General features: G+C 41.6%; 16 protein-coding genes. 3 read left to right on the top strand and 13 right to left on the bottom strand.

The features are described 5' to 3' along the window. Window positions 1–3: 3 nt before the first annotated feature. The 12 genes from mraY to leuA form a co-directional block, all read right to left on the bottom strand. A complete protein-coding gene (gene mraY, locus Q0791_RS15325; RefSeq protein WP_299008147.1) occupies window positions 4–1,086 on the bottom strand; it encodes a phospho-N-acetylmuramoyl-pentapeptide-transferase in 1,083 nt (360 codons plus the stop codon). Further along, window positions 1,086–2,492 (bottom strand): UDP-N-acetylmuramoyl-tripeptide--D-alanyl-D-alanine ligase, encoded by a 1,407-nt coding sequence (gene murF, locus Q0791_RS15320; RefSeq protein ID WP_299008142.1) that lies wholly within the window; start codon window positions 2,490–2,492, stop codon window positions 1,086–1,088. The genes mraY and murF overlap by 1 nt, the downstream gene beginning before the upstream one ends. Further along, the gene (murE, locus tag Q0791_RS15315) at window positions 2,492–3,970 is read right to left on the bottom strand and encodes a UDP-N-acetylmuramoyl-L-alanyl-D-glutamate--2,6-diaminopimelate ligase (RefSeq protein ID WP_299008139.1); all 1,479 of its coding nucleotides are present in this window, start codon (window positions 3,968–3,970) and stop codon (window positions 2,492–2,494) included. The genes murF and murE overlap by 1 nt, the downstream gene beginning before the upstream one ends. A gap of 1 nt (window position 3,971) precedes the next feature. After that, window positions 3,972–5,708, bottom strand: coding sequence for a penicillin-binding transpeptidase domain-containing protein (locus Q0791_RS15310; protein WP_299008137.1), 1,737 nt, complete (start codon window positions 5,706–5,708; stop codon window positions 3,972–3,974). Beyond that, a complete protein-coding gene (gene ftsL / locus Q0791_RS15305; protein WP_299008134.1) occupies window positions 5,705–6,019 on the bottom strand; it encodes a cell division protein FtsL in 315 nt (104 codons plus the stop codon). The genes Q0791_RS15310 and ftsL overlap by 4 nt, the downstream gene beginning before the upstream one ends. Before the next feature lie 42 nt (window positions 6,020–6,061). Next, window positions 6,062–7,003 (bottom strand): 16S rRNA (cytosine(1402)-N(4))-methyltransferase RsmH, encoded by a 942-nt coding sequence (rsmH, locus tag Q0791_RS15300; protein WP_299008132.1) that lies wholly within the window; start codon window positions 7,001–7,003, stop codon window positions 6,062–6,064. Window positions 7,004–7,028: 25 nt separating this feature from the next. Further along, complete coding sequence (gene mraZ / locus Q0791_RS15295; RefSeq protein WP_299008187.1) at window positions 7,029–7,487, bottom strand: division/cell wall cluster transcriptional repressor MraZ; 459 nt, start codon at window positions 7,485–7,487, stop codon at window positions 7,029–7,031. 444 nt (window positions 7,488–7,931) lie between these two features. Next, window positions 7,932–9,272: an outer membrane protein transport protein gene (locus Q0791_RS15290; RefSeq protein WP_299008129.1), complete on the bottom strand. Its 1,341-nt coding sequence runs from the start codon at window positions 9,270–9,272 to the stop codon at window positions 7,932–7,934. A gap of 551 nt (window positions 9,273–9,823) precedes the next feature. Then, window positions 9,824–10,438: a 3-isopropylmalate dehydratase small subunit gene (gene leuD / locus Q0791_RS15285; RefSeq protein ID WP_299008125.1), complete on the bottom strand. Its 615-nt coding sequence runs from the start codon at window positions 10,436–10,438 to the stop codon at window positions 9,824–9,826. A gap of 9 nt (window positions 10,439–10,447) precedes the next feature. Then, window positions 10,448–11,848, bottom strand: coding sequence for a 3-isopropylmalate dehydratase large subunit (gene leuC / locus Q0791_RS15280; RefSeq protein WP_299008122.1), 1,401 nt, complete (start codon window positions 11,846–11,848; stop codon window positions 10,448–10,450). Further along, window positions 11,848–12,942, bottom strand: coding sequence for a 3-isopropylmalate dehydrogenase (gene leuB / locus Q0791_RS15275; protein WP_299008118.1), 1,095 nt, complete (start codon window positions 12,940–12,942; stop codon window positions 11,848–11,850). The genes leuC and leuB overlap by 1 nt, the downstream gene beginning before the upstream one ends. Before the next feature lie 126 nt (window positions 12,943–13,068). Then, entirely contained in the window at window positions 13,069–14,637 is a 1,569-nt protein-coding gene (gene leuA, locus Q0791_RS15270) for a 2-isopropylmalate synthase (protein WP_299008114.1), read from the bottom strand. 551 nt (window positions 14,638–15,188) lie between these two features. Between leuA and Q0791_RS15265 the strand changes: the two genes are divergently transcribed. Beyond that, entirely contained in the window at window positions 15,189–17,024 is a 1,836-nt protein-coding gene (locus tag Q0791_RS15265; protein WP_299008112.1) for a histidine kinase, read from the top strand. A gap of 14 nt (window positions 17,025–17,038) precedes the next feature. On the opposite strand, the gene recQ is transcribed toward Q0791_RS15265, so the two are convergent. Beyond that, window positions 17,039–18,862 (bottom strand): DNA helicase RecQ, encoded by a 1,824-nt coding sequence (gene recQ / locus Q0791_RS15260; protein WP_299008109.1) that lies wholly within the window; start codon window positions 18,860–18,862, stop codon window positions 17,039–17,041. Window positions 18,863–19,063: 201 nt separating this feature from the next. Here recQ and Q0791_RS15255 point away from each other — a divergent pair, with 201 nt between their 5' ends. Continuing rightward, window positions 19,064–19,528: a thioesterase family protein gene (locus tag Q0791_RS15255; protein ID WP_299008107.1), complete on the top strand. Its 465-nt coding sequence runs from the start codon at window positions 19,064–19,066 to the stop codon at window positions 19,526–19,528. A gap of 93 nt (window positions 19,529–19,621) precedes the next feature. Beyond that, window positions 19,622–20,506: an EamA family transporter RarD gene (gene rarD / locus Q0791_RS15250; RefSeq protein ID WP_299008105.1), complete on the top strand. Its 885-nt coding sequence runs from the start codon at window positions 19,622–19,624 to the stop codon at window positions 20,504–20,506. The last annotated feature ends 109 nt before the right edge of the window (window positions 20,507–20,615 follow it).

Below are 20,615 nucleotides of genomic sequence, written 5' to 3'. Positions count from 1 at the left end.
TCGTTACCTTAACTTCAATGTCGCTAAACCCAATAAAACTAAAAATAAAGAAATAATCCAAAAGCGAACAATCACCCTTGGTTCTGGCCAGCCTTTTAATTCATAATGATGATGAATGGGCGCCATACGAAAAATCCGCTGTCCACGTAATTTATAGGAGCCAACTTGCAAAATAACTGAAACGGTTTCAACAACAAAAACCCCTCCCATTATCACTAGCAAGATTTCTTGGCGAACCAAAATCGCAATGACGCCTAATGCCGCTCCCAACGCTAGCGAGCCGACATCCCCCATAAAAACTTGAGCGGGATAGGTATTAAACCACAAGAAACCCAGTCCAGCGCCAACAATAGCCGTGCAGACTATCACCAGTTCAGCAGAACCCGGTAAATAGGGAATATGAAGGTAATTGGCAAATTGGGCATGTCCAGAGAGGTAAGCTATTAATGCAAATGCAGCCGAAACCATGACCGTAGGCATGATAGCCAAACCATCTAAGCCATCGGTTAAATTCACCGCATTACTGGATCCTACGATAGTAAAGTAAGCCAACAAAATGAAAAAGCCACCCAATTGCGGCATCACATCTTTGAAAAAAGGCAATACTAATTGTGTTTCTCCAGCAGTTTCAGCAGAACCATATAAATACACGGCCACTAGCAATGCCGCTAATGATTGAAAAAAGTACTTCCATCTCGCGATTAAGCCTTTAGGATCTTTACGAACCACCTTTCTATAATCATCGATAAATCCAATTAAACCAAAACTTCCTAATACAAATAGCAATGTCCACACATAACGACTTGATAGATCACCCCATAACAAAACACTGATAAAAATACTGCCTAATATGAGTAACCCACCCATTGTCGGCGTGCCACGCTTACTGAAATGAGATTCAGGCCCATCATTTCTAACAACTTGCCCAATTTGCATCAATTGCAGGCGCTCGATCATTTTCGGCCCCCACCATAAACTAAACAATAGTGCAGTTAACAAGCCTAAAATGGCTCTAAAGGTGACATAAGAAAAAACATTAAACCCACTGTAAAATTGGGTTAAATACTCAGTCAAATAGACTAGCATTAAACAAACTCCCCTTGCCCATAGGCAACTGTTAAGGCTTCAACAACACGCTCCATTTGCGCACTACGTGAGCCTTTAACTAATACAGTCACCTCATCGGGCAACTTATTAATATAATTGATTAAACTATTTGATAATTGATGAATATCAACACAATGTTGACTACCAAATGCTCGACTCGTTTCTTGGGTTAACTCCCCCAGACATAACACATTTTGAATACCGCTTTTTTTAGCCAACAGTCCAATCTGTTCATGTAAAGCTGGCGCATTGTCGCCTAATTCAGCCAAATCGCCCAGCACTAAACACGTATTTCCACCAATTTCTTTAAGCCAATTTATTGCAGCGGTAACAGAACTCGGATTAGCATTGTAACTGTCATCAATGAGCCGCACCCGCCCCAATGCTTTAGGCTGCATTCTTCCTTTCACAGGAGAGAGTAAATGCAATCCCTCTCTAATCTCATTTAAAGACAGTCCAAGCGCCAAACAAACCGTACTGGCGCCCAATGCATTACTGACTTGATGTCGACCCGCTAAAGGCATGGCAATATCGCAGACATCCCCGTTATAGTGAAGCTCGAAACGATAGCAACCTAAATGATTCGACACTAAGTTTTTGGCCATCACATCGGCAGAATGCTCAATACCAAAGGTCAACTGCTGATGATTGTCGGATGCTTTCAGCATGACATGAGCAAAATCATCATCCGCATTAATCACAGCAACTCCACCGGATTCAAGATGATTAAAAATTTCTGACTTTGCCTCGGCCACCCCTTCTAACGAGCCAAAGCCTTCTAGATGCGCAGAAGCCACATTGTTTACCATAGCAACACTTGGCTTAACCAATGCTGAGGTATAATCAATTTCACCTTTATGATTGGCTCCTAACTCAAAAACACCAAATTCATCGCCCATTTCCAAACGCAATAATGTTAAAGGCACGCCAATTTCATTATTAAAATTACCTGCGGTATACCTCACACTGTGATATTGAGACAAAATGGTCGCCACCATCTCCTTGACGCTTGTTTTGCCATTGGATCCGGTAATAGCCACACTCGTCGGCCCCACAAACTCACGAACAATAGCGGCAATTTCTCCCATGGCTATCTGCGTATTAGGCACCACAATTTGTGGCACATCAATGGGCAACCGCTTCTCTACGAGTAACGCAATGGCTCCATTATCAACCGCAGATAGAGCAAATTCATGACCATCAAAATGCTCTCCTTTAAGCGCAACAAACATGCCATGCTTTGGGATCTTACGGCTGTCGGTCGTCAGTTGATAAATATAAATATCCGAACCTTGTAGCTGAATAGCATCTAATTCATATGGCTTACTACAACTAGAACTTGCTCGCAAATGCTCACAAATTTGAGATAAGGTTAACACTATCATCAGGCCCCCTCCGTTAATGCATAAGCTAACTGACGCTCATCATAATCGTATTTTACCCCTTTTACTTCTTGATAGGTTTCATGCCCTTTACCTGCCAATAAGATTAAATCACCGGGCTGAGCCTTCATCGCAACTTTGCGTATCGCTTGCTCTCTGTTTATTTCCACAACAACTTGAGAGGTATCACTTAATCCCGCCAGCATATCGTCAATGATATTGAGAGGATCTTCTCCTCGAGCGTTATCACTGGTTAACATGACATAATCCGCGCCACTTTGTGCCGCCTGAGCCATTAAAGGGCGTTTTCCCTTATCTCTATCACCACCGCAACCAATAACACACCATAATTTGCCATCACAATGCACTCTCAGTGCAGATAATGCCTGAGTCACGGCATCTGGCGTGTGCGCATAATCCACAACAAAAGTGACCCCATCGCTTCGAGTAAATCGCTCCATTCTGCCTGCCACGGGCGTCAACTGAGGGACTAATGAGAGCAAAGACGTCATATTTTCTTTAAACCCATAAAGGGCCGTTAATGCCGCCAATAAATTAGATAAATTAAATGCGCCTAACAATGGAGAGTGGAATTTTGCCTGACCTTCTGGCCAAACGAGTGTGGCATTCACACCTAATGCACTAAAAGTAATATCTTTTGCATAAACCGAAGCAGATTCATTACCATTAGCACTGAAACCAAGTAGATTGAGATGCTTACCATTATCTTGTGCTAAAGATGCTAACCAAGCTTGACCTAACTCATCATCCTGATTAATCACGGCTGTTTTAACACTGGGAAATTGAAACAGTCTTTTTTTAGCTGCACCATACTCATCCATACTGCCATGGTAATCTAAATGATCACGACTCAAATTCGTAAAAATGGCCAAATCAAAAGGCACAGCTTGTACACGCGCCTGCACTAAACCGTGACTAGACACCTCCATTGCACAAAGGTTGACTTCCTGACGATCAAAGTCTTGTAACTGCTGCATCATAGTCACGGCATCTGCCGTAGTATTGTTACTGTGAACTAGCTTACCGAATAAACCATTACCTAAGGTTCCCATGACAGCGGACTTCTTCCCCTGCAAATGCATCAATTGAGCAATCAATTGACTCACTGAAGTCTTACCATTAGTGCCTGTTATTCCAATTATTTTGAAGCGATTTGTCGACAAGGGATAAGCATGTGATGCTAAAGCTGACAGTTGATTATTGAGTTGAAAAAATGAAATAATCAAGTGTCCATCATGACTGACTTTTCCATGTTCATCGGGATTATCTGTGTGCACCAGCGCAGCAATAGCGCCAAGATTAAATGCGGCTTGAATATAGTTACGACCATCAACAACGTGGCCAGGGATCGCAATAAAAAGATCCCCTTTGGAAATATGACGGCTATCTAAAGTCATATTATTGATATTTTCATTGCCCGCATAATGAAACCAGGGCGCTAATAAATCTTGCAATAACATCTTATTGATTTGTCCTTGCTAAAGTAGCAATCTTAACTTTGTCTTTTGATATAACAGGTTCAACATTTAACATTTGTAGAGAACCTGACATGACTTTTGCAAAAGGGGGACCTGCGATATCTCCACCATAATAATGATCACCTTTTGGCTCATTAATCATGACTGCTATGGCGAGTCTGGGATTATTAACAGGGGCGACACCTGCAAAAGAAGCAACATAATCATCACCATAACCTCCAGCAACCGCTTTACGACTGGTTCCCGTTTTACCCGCAACTGGGTATCCCTCAATATGCGCCCTTACCGCTGTGCCTTCCGCTTTCGTCACCCCTTGCAACATGTGCATGACTTTCTTGGCAACATCGGCAGATAAGACGCGAGTTCCTTCTGGTTTTTTCTTTAATTTCACTATAGATGTAGGATATAAAATCCCTTCGCTACCTAAGGTGGCATACATTCTTGCCAGCTGAAGTGCGGTAACTGTTAAGCCATAACCAAAAGAGAGCGTCGCACGCTCAAAATCAGACCATCTATGGCTATCCCTCACTAAGCCAGTGCTTTCACCAATTAAATCGATACCGCTATAAGTCCCTAATCCCAAAGCGGCATAAGTGCCTAAAAGCTGCTCGATAGGCATAGATAAGGCGACCTTAGAGATACCCACATTACTTGAATGCACCAAAATATCAGTCAAAGAGATATCACCATAGTTTCTCCCATCTCTCACCCTTCTCCCTCCGAGGCGCATCCAACCAGGAGAAGTATGGATCAATTGATTTTCTTCTATAGTACCGGCTTCTAATGCCGCAGCCATCACAAAGGGCTTAATCACAGATCCCGGCTCAAAGGTATCGGTTAGCGCACGATTTCGCATACGAAATGCTTGCAATTTATCACTTGAATTGGGGTTATAAGAAGGCGTATTGGCCATGGCCAATACCTCACCGGTGTGAATATCAATCACCACAATAGAGCCTGACGTCGCTCGATTAATCTCAGTGGCTATTTTTAATTCTCGATAGGCTAATTGCTGAAGACGCTGATCAATACTCAGCACTAAATCATTTGAGTTTTCACCCTCTTGAACCATATCGAGACGTTCAACCACATTACCATCACGAGATTTACGCACCTTTTGCTTGCTCGGCGTCCCCGTCAACCAAGTGTCATAGGTTTTCTCAATCCCTTCTATGCCGATGCCATCAATATTGGTGATCCCAATTAATTGAGAATCAATCTCTCCGGTAGGATAATAGCGACGTGACTCTGATTTTAAATACACCCCTGGCAGGTTTAACTGCTTAATATAATCCGCTACCGCAGGCGTCACTTGCCGTTTTAAATAAGCAAAACGCTTTTTAGGGTGGTTTTGAACACGTGATAAAATGTCACTCAAGGGCTCATGCAACACATCCGCCAGCGCTTGCCAACGACGCATGTCTTTAAATCCATCACTTTCATAAACACGTTTAGGATCAACCCATACCGCACGAACGGGCACACTGACCGCCAGCATTTCACCATTTCGATCTGTGATCAGTCCACGCTGAACTTCACGACTGGTGGTCCGTAAGGTTCGCATATCACTTTCATAACGAAGTTTATCGGGCTCAATAATTTGAATGTAAGCTGCACGGCCCACCAAACTGATAAATAAGAGGCACACAAAGGCGACAACGACGTATAAACGCCAATGGATCAGCTGTGGTTTTTGAACTCGCTTTGCTTGTTTATTCATTTCACCCTCACAACCACCTCTTCGTTAGGCAATGGACGCTTCATATTCAGGTCTTTCGTCGCAATTCGAGTGACTTTGCTATGCTCCGATTGCGACTGTTCTTCTAACAATAAATTACGCCATTCGATATCTAACCTATCTCTTTCTTGCAACATTTGATCCCATTGGTTAGTGTAACTACGACTCATATAACTGGTATAGACCACAGCAACCGCATTTAACATCACCAAAGTCGCTATCAATAAGACCCACTTATGCTGCCATAGATCCTGCAAGATAATACGCGTTAAATCTAACCGTGATTGTGCCACTTTTATCTCCTTGCATTCTCTTAATCCGCCAAGCGATAAACGCTAACTTGATAATCGCTCGGCAACTCTTAACACTGAACTTCGCGCTCTAGTGTTACGCTCAATTTCTTCATCAGAGGGCTTAATCGCTTTACCAATTGGCTTTAATTTACGGCTTTTATTAATTTCATCTTCAGTGATCGGCAAACCATGGGGGACACTTTCACCTTGACTGTGGCGACGAATAAATCGCTTCACCATTCTGTCTTCTAATGAATGGAAGCTGATCACAGAAATCCGCCCTTTCGGTGCCAAAACAGCCAAAGCCCCTTCTAGTGCTTGGTCAATTTGCTCCAACTCACTGTTAATATAAATTCTGATGGCTTGAAAGACCCGCGTTGCCGGATGCTTGTTTCTTTCTTTACTTTTACTGACTCGCGCAATCAAGTCTGCCAATTCCTTAGTACGTAAAAAAGGCGTTTTTTCCCTGTCGGCAGCGATACAACGCGCGATATGCCGTGCATTTTTCTCTTCACCATAAGTTTTAAAAACCCATGCCATATCTTCAACTTCAGCGCGCGCAATCCACTGAGCCGCGGTTTCGCCTTGAGAATTATCCATTCGCATATCAAGGGGACCGTCACGTAAAAAGCTAAACCCACGCTCGGCATCATCTAATTGAGGAGAAGACACCCCAAAATCTAGTAACACACCATCGATTTTTTGCGTTAACCCTAACTCACTGACATAACTGGCTAACTGACCAAAACCACCATGGACAATTTGGAAACGAGGATCATCTTTAAACTGCTCAGCCGCTTTAATCGCTTGTGGATCTCTGTCGATGGCAATTAATCGTCCCTTTGGACCTAAATGCTTTAACACTTCTCGAGAATGACCACCACGGCCGAAAGTACCGTCAATATAGACGCCTTCGGCCTGTATATTTAATCCTGCAACCGTTTCAGTTAATAAAACGGATAAATGTGAAAATACTTCGTTCATTGTACTCTTCTTGGTTAATCTCAAATCAAAGTGAGAAATCAGCTAATCCTGGGTTCGCTGCTAAGTCCTCTTTTTGAATCGCGTCTAAACTGGAAGCGATTTCTTGCTTCCAAGTCACTTCATTCCACAATTCAAATTTATTTAATTGCCCTACTAACATTGCGTGCTTTTCCAAAGCCGCATATTGTCTTAAAGGAGGAGGTAGTAATAATCGACCATTAGCATCAAGTTCACATTCGTGGGCATAGCCCAAAAGTAAGCGCTTGATTGCTCTTTGTGGAGGTTGAGTGTCGGATAGCACCTGTAATTTTGCTTCTATTTTACACCATTCTTGCTTGGGGTAGACTAATAAACAAGGTGATTGGATATCAACTGTAATAACCAGTTCATTATTATGTTCCACATGCAAGAGCTCTCGGTATCGCTTTGGTATCGCGATCCGACCTTTCACATCAAGGTTGATAGCACTTGCTCCACAAAACACTAATGTCTTCCCTGTATCGTTATATAAGTCAATAAAGCCCACTTATACCCACAATTACCCACTAGACATAAGTTTAGGGATAGAATACAAGTCTTGTCAAGGGATCCCGCTATTTAACAAATCCAGTAACCAAGCGGGTTAGCAAGGTTTTTTTCCATATGATTAAAATGGAGCGAAAGGGATATTTGTGGATATTTTTTCCTAAAAAGTAACAAAAACAGGAAGAAATAAAGATTATATACTTATTTATAATGCATAAAAGTGGGAAAATAGTCACTTAGAGGGAGGACTGAAGCCTTAAGTTAAGTCATTCATTCTCCTTTTTATGCCTATTCTTCAACCATCAAAGCGATATGTCGCTTATCTTCGATTCTCCTTTAAACACTAAAGCATTAAGAAAAAAAGAGTGCTACATACCGCTCAGAAACTTGTATGCCTAAATGACTACCATTGATAACTCAGCTGTAAGCCCACTAACCATACATGGCCCATTGCTTCAGCTTGATAATTTATCTGTGCTAAATCCAACAATGTTATTTGCTCATCAATAGGCGCATCACCTATCGCTTTGATGTAAGTTGCAGCAAAATCAATTGCTAATTTAGATGTTAATTGATATTCAGTACCCACACTAAGCCATAATCTGTCGGAATCAGGAATGGTAGCCGTTCGATATTCATCATCAACTGCGGTTTTATCTAACGCCACTCCCGCCTGTAAAGACCAACGATGACTTATCTGATAAGCACTGCCTAAAGCAAAACGCCAATTATCTTTAAAATTCTCTTCTTTCACTAAATCAGTCGTTATTCCCCCAACAGGCTTATCATTATTAGGAAAATAAGCCACCAATTCATCAAACACTTTCCATTGTGTCCAATTAATGCTTGCCTGTAAGCTCCAATTATCACCGAGCTGATGATATGATGCCAGCTCTGCCGTTGCGGGTAATTCTAATGGTAAATACCCTTCAATATTAACTGGTTGCCCACCAGTATAACTCAGTCCTGATGCTTGCCCTTCTAATTTCAGATCAACACTGCTGTGATAAACAATCCCTAAACGATGATCGGCATTAAGCTGCCAACTGGCCCCGATTTTCCACCCGTAACCTATATCATCACCTTCCATGCCCTTTAATTCAGTACCCGCGGCAGGGATTTGCTCACGAATACTATTAGGCAAAGGTAACTTCTCCATCCAAGACGGTGTCGAAGCACTGATTTTCCCTTCGCCATAAACTAAGCGTAAACCTGCTCCCACACTGATTGATTCATTCACTTTATAAGCAATATTAGGGTTCAATTCTAAAGTCGTAATGGATGTTTCACTGCCAAAAAGCGCAGCATTATGATCCACTGAGACTTGAGTTTTTAATCCATAATTCGCGTTAATCGCCACACCAACTACCCAATTATCATTCAATTGGCTTGATAAGTAAAAATTTGGCACAAGGGCATCGTCCGCAACATCAATGGCATCGGCATTAAACTGATAATCTTCTACGCCTAATACTGGTGCTGATATGACTATACTTCCTTTTACATCCACATCTGGCATGACATAAATCGCCCCTACGGACATTTGAGTCCCTTTTAAATAACTCATCATTGCGGGGTTTCGCCCTTGTGTTGAAGCGTTATCGGCGGTGGCCGCTTCTCCCGCGAAAGCACGGGATAGCCCTGATGCTGAATATTCTGCTAATTGAAATCCTGCTGCGTGTACTTGCGTAACCGCCCCTAACATGGCTGAACTCACAGCCAAAGTTAACATACGCTTCTTCATTGCGACTCTCTACTTTAATTATATGATCAAAGGTTTAGAGCAAAAGCTCCATTTTATATGGAAGCGAAGTGTACTGACAGAAAAAGACTTTACAAGTTTGATAATAAAAACAGTATAAAAAACCATATCAAATTCAATAAACAAGAAATTAACTTAACACTAACCATTTAAGCATGATGAATACAACAAAAATAAACAAAGTAGAGATGATGTTGAAATGTCCCAATAAAAGTATAAAAAACAAAATACTTTTTAAATTCATGCAAATAAATAGAAAAAACTGACAATACAAGCGTAAACTTAATAAAACTCTCATGTGTAGCATAAATCACTACTAAAGCGTTAAAAGTACAATTTAAGGAGGGGTTGTTTAACTTAATCAATAAAAAAAACAGTAGTTTACAAAGCGTGAAATTTAAACGTAAGAGATGAAAAGCTGACTAAAACCACGCACAACATGGATATAAAAAATAATGTGACGAGTGTACGCTAAAAAATATAATACCAATAATGATCTCGTGTATCTTTGAAGATACACGAGAGCCACTCAATTAACCGACTTTATGTAACCAATCTGGTAACTTATCTTCATGGGCTTCAATATGCTCAAGTTCTGATAAAGTTAAGCCTATAGAATCTAATCCATTCAATAAGTTGTGACGAGAAGCACTATTAATTTCAAAGTTAAAAATAGCACCTTTAGGTGATGTAACCGTGAGTTTTTCTAAATCAACCGATACATTCGCCCCTTCCACTTCTTCTATTTCATCCATTAACTGCTGAACTTGTGCAGTTGTTAATTTAACGGGTAACAAACCATTATTGATTGAATTACCATAAAAAATATCGGCAAAACTCGGCGCAATAATCACTTTCAAACCAAAGTCAGCTAACGCCCATGGGGCATGCTCACGACTCGATCCGCAACCAAAGTTCTCCTGAGCAACAAGCACTGAAGCCCCATGATAACGAGGATGATTTAGCGTAAAATCAGGATCATGTACCTCTCCGGCATCATCTAAATAACGCCAGTCATGAAATAAATGGACACCAAAACCTTCTCTCGTCACTTTAGATAAAAATTGTTTTGGAATGATTTGATCTGTATCGATATTCGCACTATCGATCATGACGGCTAACCCCGTATGTACTGTAAAAGGTTCCATTGTTTCCCCCTAAAATGGATAGCGAATATCAACAAAATGGCCCGCAATCGCAGCAGCTGATGCCATTGCCGGACTAACGAGGTGAGTACGACTGCCTCGCCCTTGACGGCCCTCAAAATTACGGTTACTCGTTGATGCACAACGATCACCCGCTTCCAATCTATCATCATTCATAGCAAGGCACATAGAACAGCCAGGTAAACGCCATTCAAAGCCTGCATCAATAAAGATTTTATCTAGCCCTTCCATTTCTGCTTGTTCTTTCACCAAACCTGATCCTGGTACCACAATCGCCGTCACGCCATCGGCCACTTTACGCCCTTTAGCATGCACGGCCGCCGCCCGTAAATCTTCAATACGAGAGTTAGTGCAAGAACCAATAAAGACTTTATTGATGCTCACATCTGTCATTTTAGTACCAGGTGTAAGATCGATGTAATGTAAGGCTTTTTCAATGCTGTCTCGAACCGTAGGATTAGGTTCATCTTCTGGTGCAGGCACAGGCTGATCAATAGCCACGACTTGTCCTGGATTAGTTCCCCAAGTTAATTGAGGTGCAATTTGCGCAGCATCCAAAATCACCTCAGCATCAAATACAGCATCCTCATCGGTTTTTAATTCTTTCCAATGAGCAACAGCCTCATCCCAAGATTCACCTTGAGGGGCGTATTTTCTGCCTTTTAGGTATTCAAATGTCGTCTCATCAGGGGCTATCATGCCAGCTTTAGCTCCCATTTCAATCGCCATATTACATACCGTCATGCGCCCTTCCATTGAAAGCGATTCGATAGCCTCGCCGCAAAACTCAACCACATGGCCCGTACCGCCATCCATGCCAGTTTTTCCAATAATGGCCAACACGATATCTTTTGCAGTGATCCCTTCCGCCACTTGACCGCGCACTTCGATTTTCATGGTTTTGGCTTTAGTTTGACGTAAAGTTTGCGTCGCCATGACATGCTCAACTTCAGAGGTACCAATACCAAATGCCAAAGCGCCAAACGCACCATGTGTCGCCGTATGAGAATCGCCACATACTATGACAGTACCTGGCACAGTAATGCCTAGCTCTGGCCCCATAACATGCACAATACCTTGGTTTTTGTGCGTAATATCATATAATTTAACGCCAAACTCTTCACAGTTCTCTTTTAACGTATCCACCTGAAGTCGCGCCATCGGACTTAAGGCATCTAAACTTGAACTGCGAGTCGAAGTATTATGATCCATAGTCGCAAAGGTTTTTTCAGGTGCTCTTAACTTACGCCCTGCTGCTCTTAAACCGCTAAATGCTTGCGGCGAAGTCACCTCATGGACTAAATGTCGTCCCACATAAAGGATCGGCGTTTGGCCATCAACCTCTCTAACAAGATGGCTGTTCCAAACTTTTTCATACAGTGTCTTACCCATTACGCACCTTCCTTTACAGCTTGAGCGATATAATCACCCATTTCACTCGTGGATTTTGCTTGGCTTCGCTGATCAGCTGAAAGTAACTCACCAGTCAAATAACCATTACGTAAGGCTTTTGAAACAGCAGACTCAATCGCCACTGCAGCAGCTTCTTCTTTTAAACTGTGACGCAGCAATAATGCTGCAGACAATATTTGAGCAACGGGATTCGCAATTCCAAGACCTGCAATATCCGGCGCACTGCCGCCTGCGGGTTCATATAAACCAAAACCGTCACTGTTCATGCTGACTGATGATAATAATCCCATAGAACCAGTCAACATAGCGACCTCATCTGAAATAATATCGCCAAACAAGTTTGAGCAAAGCATCACGTCAAATTCATTGGGTCGGCGTAAAAGCTGCATGGTCGCATTATCAATATAGATATGCTCAAGTTCCACATCAGGATACTGCTTAGCCACTTCTTCTACGACTTCACGCCATAAAACAGAACAAGCCAATACATTCGCTTTATCAACAGAAGTGACTTTTTTACGGCGCCCTTGAGCAGCTTCAAAGGCAATATGGGCAATGCGCTCAATTTCTTTACGGCTATAGCGCATCGTATCAAATGCTTCTTCTGTCTCACCTTCTCCTTGTCGGCCTTTAGGTTTACCAAAGTAAATGCCCCCTGTGAGCTCTCGTACACACAGTACATCAAAGCCTTTTTCTGAAATATCACTTCGCAGCGGTGACATATGCTCTAAACCTTGATGCAATTTCGCCGGACGAATATTACAAAAAAGCTCAAAGTGCCCTCGAAGGGGAAGCAATGCGCCTCGCTCAGGCTGAGAGTTGGGTGGCAAATGCTCCCACTTTGGACCGCCAACCGAGCCAAATAAAATCGCATCAGCCGCCTCACACCCTTTTAAAGTCGACTCAGGAAGCGGACAACCATGATTATCAATGGCAGCTCCACCCACATCAAAAGAGGTATATTCAATCTCAAGAGAAAAACGCTCTTCTACTGCACTGAGCACCTTACGCGCCTCTGCCATCACCTCTGGCCCTATACCATCTCCTGCCAACACTGCTACTCGATAACTCATACGCTTCTCGGCTCCGCTTACTCTAATTTATGGTCTTTATATTATGGTCTTTATATTATGGTCTTTATATTATGGTCTTTATATTATGGTCTTTGTGTATCGCTCTATCTTGACGACATACTTCATTTATACTGTGGTAAAATCGCGATTCTTCAATCTTTTTTGTTTATTATCAGCCACCTTATCTGCACGGCGCGCCAAATTCATCACATGGATCAGCGCTTGTACAGATGCCTCAACCACATCCGTTGCTAAGCCAACACCATGAAAATGTTGATCATTGTAACTAGCTGTAATATCCACTTGACCTAACGCGTTTTGTCCCTCACCTTTGGCACTGAGTTGGTAACTGGTAATATCGATTTTGCAATCACTGGCTTGAGATATGGCTTGATAAGCCGCATCGACAGGTCCATTCCCCGTTGCCGTTTGAGTGTTTTCCTCGCCATTGACGCCTAATGTCACCGTTGCACTGGCTTTACCTGCAACAGAGTCAGACTGTACAGCCAAGGCTTGCAGAGTAAAATGATCATCTTGCTCAGCTTGCGCCTCAATAAAAACAAGCGCCTCAAGATCGTAATCAAAGACTTGACCTTTTTTGTCCGCTAAATCCAAAAAGGCATCATAAAGTGTATCCATATCATAATCTTGATCGGTATAGCCCATTTCCATCATACGATGTTTAATCACATGCCTACCTGAACGAGAAGTCATATTTAAATTATTGCGATTTAAGCCAATACTTTCAGGCGTCATAATTTCATAGGTATTTTTCGATTTCAGCATACCATCTTGATGTATACCCGATGAATGAGTAAAAGCATTCGCCCCTACAATGGCTTTATTCGCCTGCACAGGCATATTGCATAAGTTACTCACCAATGCCGACGTGCGGTGGATCTCTTTCGCATTGATCCCCGTTTCAAGACCCAGTTCACTCTTTCGAGTTTCCAAAATCATCGCAATTTCTTCTAAAGAGCAGTTACCCGCTCGCTCGCCAATACCGTTAACGGTACATTCAATTTGACGGGCACCATGCTGCACAGCGGTAATTGAATTGGCAACAGATAAGCCTAAATCATCATGGCAGTGGACAGAGATAACCGCTTGATCAATATTAGGCACACGATTAAACAAGGTTTGAATAATACCGCCAAATTCACTCGGTAGGGTATAACCCACTGTATCGGGAATATTAATGGTTCGCGCACCCGCTTTGATTGCTTGCTCTACCATACGGCATAAATCGTCAATGGGTGTGCGGCCAGCATCTTCACAGGAAAACTCAACATCATCAGTAAAACGACGAGCATATTTCACCGCCCCCACTGCCATGTCTAGTACCTGATCGAAAGAGCGCTTTAACTTACTTTCAACATGGATCGTGGAAGTTGAAATAAAAGTATGAATTCTGAACTGTTCAGCGACAGATAACGCCTGAGCCGCTGCATCAATATCTTTTTCTAATGCACGAGAAAGTGCACATACTCTACTATTTTTCACTGTGTTAGCGATGGTTTGAACCGACTGAAAATCCCCTGGTGACGAAACTGGGAATCCAACTTCCATCACATCGACACCAAGTCGTTCAAGTGCTAAAGCAATTTGCAGCTTCTCTTTTACTGTTAAACTTGCCGCTAAAGCTTGTTCACCATCACGTAGTGTGGTGTCAAATATCATCACTCGGTTAGACATCTTCATTTCTCCATCGAAAACTAAAATTCGATTTATCGGCCGCTCAATCAATTGAGCACGTTTAAATAGCAAAAACCCCGCGACTTAAGGCGCGGGGTTTATGAATGTTGTTCTATGCTATCTAGCATTTATGCAACACTAATCCCTCCGCGCATTAACTGCGAGAATGAGGAGGAGGTTAAGGAGTGCATTAAAGACGTTCAACATTATTTATTCAAAAATCCTAGATAACTATATACAATTCGGTATTCTATAAATGGGCTAAATTTATTAGCTACGTTATTTTTTAACCCGTTCATAAGCTGGTGTCAACTGCAATTGCTTCATTCATATCAGGTCATACCAGAATAAAAATCACCGTAAAATATCATTAAAATAAAAAGCCATAAAGATTAACATTGATTACATTTTAGGCGCATTTAATTTAAGCCTATTTGCCTCTATTGACTTCATTTAAAATTACCTTATTTTTTATGCGTTTTTTATTTAAAAATCAGTATAATTCACGATAAATAGGATTCTTGTATTAAATTAAAGCAGGTGTGTTTAAAATGGACTTTCGTTGTATTTTGTTCAGTCTCATATTTTGGCTTACACCTACAGAAATAAGTTGTGAGGAACTGGATTATTCAAACAAGCCTCTTTTATCTCCTCAACCTGAACAGGTCATCGCCACCATAGATACCTTTTTACGTAACCAACCTGAAGCCCCCCTCAACCGCTTTAACACGCTTTTATATCAATATCCAAATCAAGTCTTAACGACAGTCAATCATTTAGAAGAAGCCTTAAGCACGAATAGCCTTTCAGAAAATGTTCAACTTCGAATTAACTTAATAAAATGTAACGCCTACTTACAAATAGGTGAAAATGAAGCCGCATTAGCTTTAGCCAAACTGAGTGAAGCTAAAATAAAAACCATCAAAAATGAGCAAGCTAAACCTTATTTCATGTTGTGTATGGCTGAAGCCTACGCCAACCTCAATAATATTCAGCAAGCCTTACCTTTACTGTATTCGGCGATCACACTCGCCCAACAAAACGAACAGCCTCAAGCTTTGATAAGCGGGCTATGGTTAAGAAGTCAACTCGATACTCGCATTGAAAATTACGACCCCGCAAAAGATGACTTAACCCTAGCGCTCGATCTGTACTCAGAAATAGAACAGCAACAAAACCCATGGAGCTGGCCACCTAAAGCCTATTTATACGCCAGTATGGCTAAGCTACAACAAAAAACAGGCCAAGTAGAAAAAGCTGAAATGTTTATGCAGTACGCATTCAACAGCCCCAATGTGGCAGGTAAAATCGCTCTAAATTTAGCCTTAGATATGGCAAAAATCACTCTAGAAAATAAACAAGTCAAAAAACGCAAAAATGCACTCAAACAAGCCAGATTACTATTACCAGAATTAGGCAGTGAGCTAGAGCTCGCTTATGCCTATAGCAAAATCGCTTATATTGATTTCCATACTCGTCGTTTCGATAGTGCGACTCAACTGCTCAATTTGAGTATTAGAACCTTCAGCCAACAAAATAAAACCATCGAAAACATGCGGGCAAAATGTTTACTCGCTCAAGTTAAGCTCACACGAGGGATCAGAAGTGAAGGGGTAAAATTAATGTTAGAGGCGATAAATATGGGTCTTCAACATCAATTTTATCAAGATTTAGAACAAGCTTACCGAGTGCTCAGTCAATATTATGCCGAAAATGGCCATTTCAAACAGGCATACCATTATCAAGAACGACGCTTTGAAACCCAAAAGAATGAAAATGACTATATTAAACGCATTTGGTTATTACAACTTAAGGCTGACGCCAGTCGTCAAGAAGTCCTGAATGCTTATAAACCCCAACAGCCGAGCAATTACTTTAATGCTGCCTTCATCTTGCCTCAATCAGGTTATATCCTCGCTGTCGTCGCTTTGTTGATATTACTGGCAATCATGCTCTATCAATATTTTTCAAAAGCGCAATATACCGTTCAAGCACACCAGATCCCCGAAAAATCGCTGACCGAACTATCTGTGATGGAAAGGATCCTCATCAGCAGTAAGCAAGATAATACACCTTTATCGCTACTCGTGTTTAATACAAGCCATGTGCACAAATCCCAGATATCCGATCTGGTCTCTGAATTAAAAAAGACCCTAAGAGAAGAAGATAAAATTATCAAAAATAAGCAACAGGTTCTTATTCTGTTACCCCGAACTTCCGAAACTGGAGCCAATAATGTGATCCAACAACTCACGCTTACCCTGACGCCTTGGCAACCCCCTTACAAAGTCAGTATTGGTCTCAGTACTATGCAGCAATTTGATAACTTAGAGTCAATGATAAAACGAGCAAGCATTAATTTACTCAGTAAAATCAAATCCAATTAATGTCGCTCGCCAGCCTAAGAGCGAGTCAAATACTGAGTGATTTCATCTAAAAACTCTCCACCAAAACGCTCAAGTTTTCTCTCACCAACACCATTAACCGCCAGTAACTCACCGGGACTGGTGGGTAAAATCGCCGCCATTTCAGCTAAGGTTGCATCATTAAAGACCAAGTAAGGCGGCACATCCAGCTCTTCTGCCAGCGTGCGCCGTAACAATTTTAATTTAGCAAATAGTTTACGATCGTAATCAAGGCGAGTTTTGCTCGTGCTACTTCGCCGCTTGATAGTGGGCAATACCTTCCTAGGCTCAGCCAGCTGCAATGCCACTTCACCTTTCAGAATCGCTCTTGCAGATGGATTCAAGGTAACCGATGAACCACGAGTAATATCTTGGCTCGCCAAGCCTAAATGAATCAATTGCCTTGTCACGCTCAGCCAATATTCATGACTTTTTTCTTTACCCACTCCCCAAGTCGATAATTTATTATGCCCTCTATCAAGTACATTAGCCGCTTTTGATCCCCGTAACACATCAATAAGATGATTCACGCCAAAACCTTGCTTTAACCGATAAATACAAGACAGCACTTTCTGCGCATCTTCTATTCCGTCATAACGCTTAGGCGGATCGAGACAAATATCACAGTTACCACAAGGTTTAAGAGCGCTTTCATCAAAGTAATGCAACAATACCTGTCTGCGACAAGTTTGCGCTTCAGCAAAAGCCGCCATAGTATTAAGCTTATGAAATTCCACTTGTTGCTGAGGACCCGGCTGTGCTTGCTCAATTAAATGCCGAACTCGTCCAATATCATTGGGATCAAACAAAAGTAAAGCTTCAGAATCAAGCCCATCTCTACCGGCACGTCCTGTTTCCTGATAATAGGCTTCAACACTTTTTGGAATATCATAATGCACCACATACCGAACATTGGATTTATTAATTCCCATTCCAAACGCAACGGTTGCCACCACAATATCGACTTGATCTTTTAAAAATTTATCTTGAACTTTTGCTCTTTCTTCTTGGGTTTTACCTGCATGGTAAGCCTCAGCTTTAAAACCTTGCAAGGTTAACCGCTCTGCAACTTCATCAACACGACGTCGACTGCCACAATACACAATACCACTATGGCCTTTCTGTTGCTCAACAAATTGCCGCAATTGATTAGCCGCGCTGAGCTTTTCAGCCACAGTATAACGAATATTAGGTCGGTCAAAACTGGTTAACAGTTTATAGGGCTCAATGGTTAATCGCTGACAAATATCATGACGTGTGGCCTGATCTGCCGTTGCTGTTAACGCCATAATGGGCACATGGCCAAAGTCTTCTCGCAATTGTCCTAAGGCGGCATACTCAGGTCTAAAATCATGCCCCCATTGAGAAATACAATGCGCCTCGTCTATGGCAAAAAGTGAAACAGTCAATGACTTTAACCGCTCAATAAATGCCCCTTGTAATAACCTCTCAGGCGACACGTAAAGCAACTTCAGTTCTCCACTGTGCATCTGTTGCAGTACTTTGGCACTTTCTTCCCAAGGCAAAGAGGAATTCAAATAAGCAGCAGCGACGCCCATTTGAATTAAACTATCAACCTGATCTTTCATTAAAGAAATAAGGGGCGACACCACTAAGGTCAATCCCGGTAACAATAATGCGGGTAACTGATAGCACAAACTTTTTCCGCCACCCGTTGGCATGATCACTAGGCAATCTTGTCCACGACAGATCTGCTCTACCACATCACGCTGTCCGATTCGAAAATCACGATAGCCAAAAACAGATTGAAGACAGGATAAAAATTCATCTTGGGGAGTGTCGAGAAGTGCTTGTTCCATGTTCTGCCAACGTCAAAAAATGAACTGCTCATTCTAATCGAGCCGCCTTCTCTTGTCTCTGCTTGACTTAAAAATTAACGCGAAAAAATCACCTCATTCTCTTCAGTCAGCTCAAAGCGAGATTAAAAGTGTAGACTTTTTGCTCTAATTTAGTCATTTTAAATATTCATGCCAACTTAATATGCCTCTATAAGGATAACTATGCACTCAAACATCAAAATGGAAACCATACGTCAATTGGCTGAAGTGATCGATACACACATTCCTTTCCATAATTTGTTAGGCATGCGCGTTAAAAAATACGACTTAAATGGCCTTGAAATGACTGTTAATATGCGCACAGAGCTTGTTGGTAATATTCATCAAAATATTCTTCATGGGGGCGTCACAGCATCGGTTTTGGATGTGGTCGGCGGCTTTACGGCTTTTGCGGGACTCATCGATAGTCGTGAAGATTGGCGCATTGATGAACTTAAAGATAGAGTCAAAACCCTTAGCACTATCGATTTACGCATTGATTATTTACGCCCAGGTAAAGGTGAAACTTTTACCGGAACAGGCAGTGTGATACGAGCGGGTAATCGTGTTTCTGTTTGCCGCATGGAATTACACAATGAACAAGACGATCATATTGCCTTTGGCACAGGTACCTACATGGTAGGTTAGGCACAGTTCAATAGAATAAACTCAGTAATTGATTGAGTTAACAACAATAGAGGCTTACAATCTGCGCCACTGTTATTTTTCTGGTTAAATATCATGCACGATACTGAATATCACAAAGGCATTTTCTATGCCATTGTGGCCTATACGTTGTGGGGAATTGCACCTCTGTATTTTAAATTACTCAGTGATGTGCCTGCCACCGAAATTTTACTCCATCGTATTTTGTGGTCCTTTATTTTTGTCACTCTACTGGTTGGCATCTCAGGTAATGCCGATCGTCTCAGGGGAATATTAAAAAAGCCCAAACAATTGGGTGTATTATGTATAACATCACTGTTAATTGCCGCTAACTGGCTCATTTTCATCTGGGCTGTCAATAACGGTCATATGCTCGATGCCAGTCTAGGCTATTTTATTAATCCACTGGTTAATGTGTTATTAGGCATGTTATTTCTTGGAGAACGTTTACGAAAATTACAATGGTTAGCCTTATTTTGTGCAGCAACCGGCGTCTTGTTGCAGCTCATCTCCTTCGGATCCATTCCAACGATTTCATTAGCCTTAGCCCTCACCTTTGCTTTTTACGGTTTGCTTCGCAAAAAAGTGAATGTGGATGCACAAACAGGATTATTAATTGAAACCGCTATTTTGGCTCCTGTGGCACTTTTTTATTTAATGCAAAATATTGATGGCTCACTGACCCATTTTATCGACAGTCACCTCTCTCGCCAATTTATCCTCATGAGTGCAGGCATAGTCACAACCGTTCCTTTACTCTGCTTTGCCGCCGCTGCTGTAAGGATCCCCTTATCTTTACTTGGCTTTTTTCAATACATTGGTCCTAGTATCATGTTTATTATGGCCATTAGTTTGTTTAATGAATCCTTTAATCTTGAAGATGCCACAACATTTGGCTTTATTTGGACAGGATTAATTTTATTTACCATAGATATTTTTTATAAACGAAAAAGCGCTTAACAATTGCAAATAGTAAAACAGGCCGCTATTGCGGTAATGCCGATCATTTAACGATTTATTGATCGGTTGACTGATCGTTTAAATGCGTCAAAATCCGAGTCCTATCTCT

Origin of the sequence: uncultured Shewanella sp., from assembly GCF_947495455.1 — a bacterium.
Classification (GTDB): Bacteria; Pseudomonadota; Gammaproteobacteria; order Enterobacterales; family Shewanellaceae; genus Shewanella.
This window is presented reverse-complemented; position numbering and strand designations above follow the sequence as displayed.

Bases quoted from the DNA above. Each gene is read 5' to 3' on its own strand.
- mraY (WP_299008147.1), bottom strand. From the start codon at position 1,086: ATGCTAGTCTATTTGACTGAGTATTTAACCCAATTTTACAGTGGGTTT.
- leuA (WP_299008114.1), bottom strand. From the start codon at position 14,637: ATGTCTAACCGAGTGATGATATTTGACACCACACTACGTGATGGTGAA.
- Q0791_RS15310 (WP_299008137.1), bottom strand. From the start codon at position 5,708: ATGAATAAACAAGCAAAGCGAGTTCAAAAACCACAGCTGATCCATTGG.
- leuB (WP_299008118.1), bottom strand. From the start codon at position 12,942: ATGAGTTATCGAGTAGCAGTGTTGGCAGGAGATGGTATAGGGCCAGAG.
- rsmH (WP_299008132.1), bottom strand. From the start codon at position 7,003: ATGAACGAAGTATTTTCACATTTATCCGTTTTATTAACTGAAACGGTT.
- murF (WP_299008142.1), bottom strand. From the start codon at position 2,492: ATGATAGTGTTAACCTTATCTCAAATTTGTGAGCATTTGCGAGCAAGT.
- recQ (WP_299008109.1), bottom strand. From the start codon at position 18,862: ATGGAACAAGCACTTCTCGACACTCCCCAAGATGAATTTTTATCCTGT.
- rarD (WP_299008105.1), top strand. From the start codon at position 19,622: ATGCACGATACTGAATATCACAAAGGCATTTTCTATGCCATTGTGGCC.
- Q0791_RS15255 (WP_299008107.1), top strand. From the start codon at position 19,064: ATGCACTCAAACATCAAAATGGAAACCATACGTCAATTGGCTGAAGTG.
- murE (WP_299008139.1), bottom strand. From the start codon at position 3,970: ATGTTATTGCAAGATTTATTAGCGCCCTGGTTTCATTATGCGGGCAAT.
- Q0791_RS15265 (WP_299008112.1), top strand. From the start codon at position 15,189: ATGGACTTTCGTTGTATTTTGTTCAGTCTCATATTTTGGCTTACACCT.
- leuD (WP_299008125.1), bottom strand. From the start codon at position 10,438: ATGGAACCTTTTACAGTACATACGGGGTTAGCCGTCATGATCGATAGT.
- Q0791_RS15290 (WP_299008129.1), bottom strand. From the start codon at position 9,272: ATGAAGAAGCGTATGTTAACTTTGGCTGTGAGTTCAGCCATGTTAGGG.
- leuC (WP_299008122.1), bottom strand. From the start codon at position 11,848: ATGGGTAAGACACTGTATGAAAAAGTTTGGAACAGCCATCTTGTTAGA.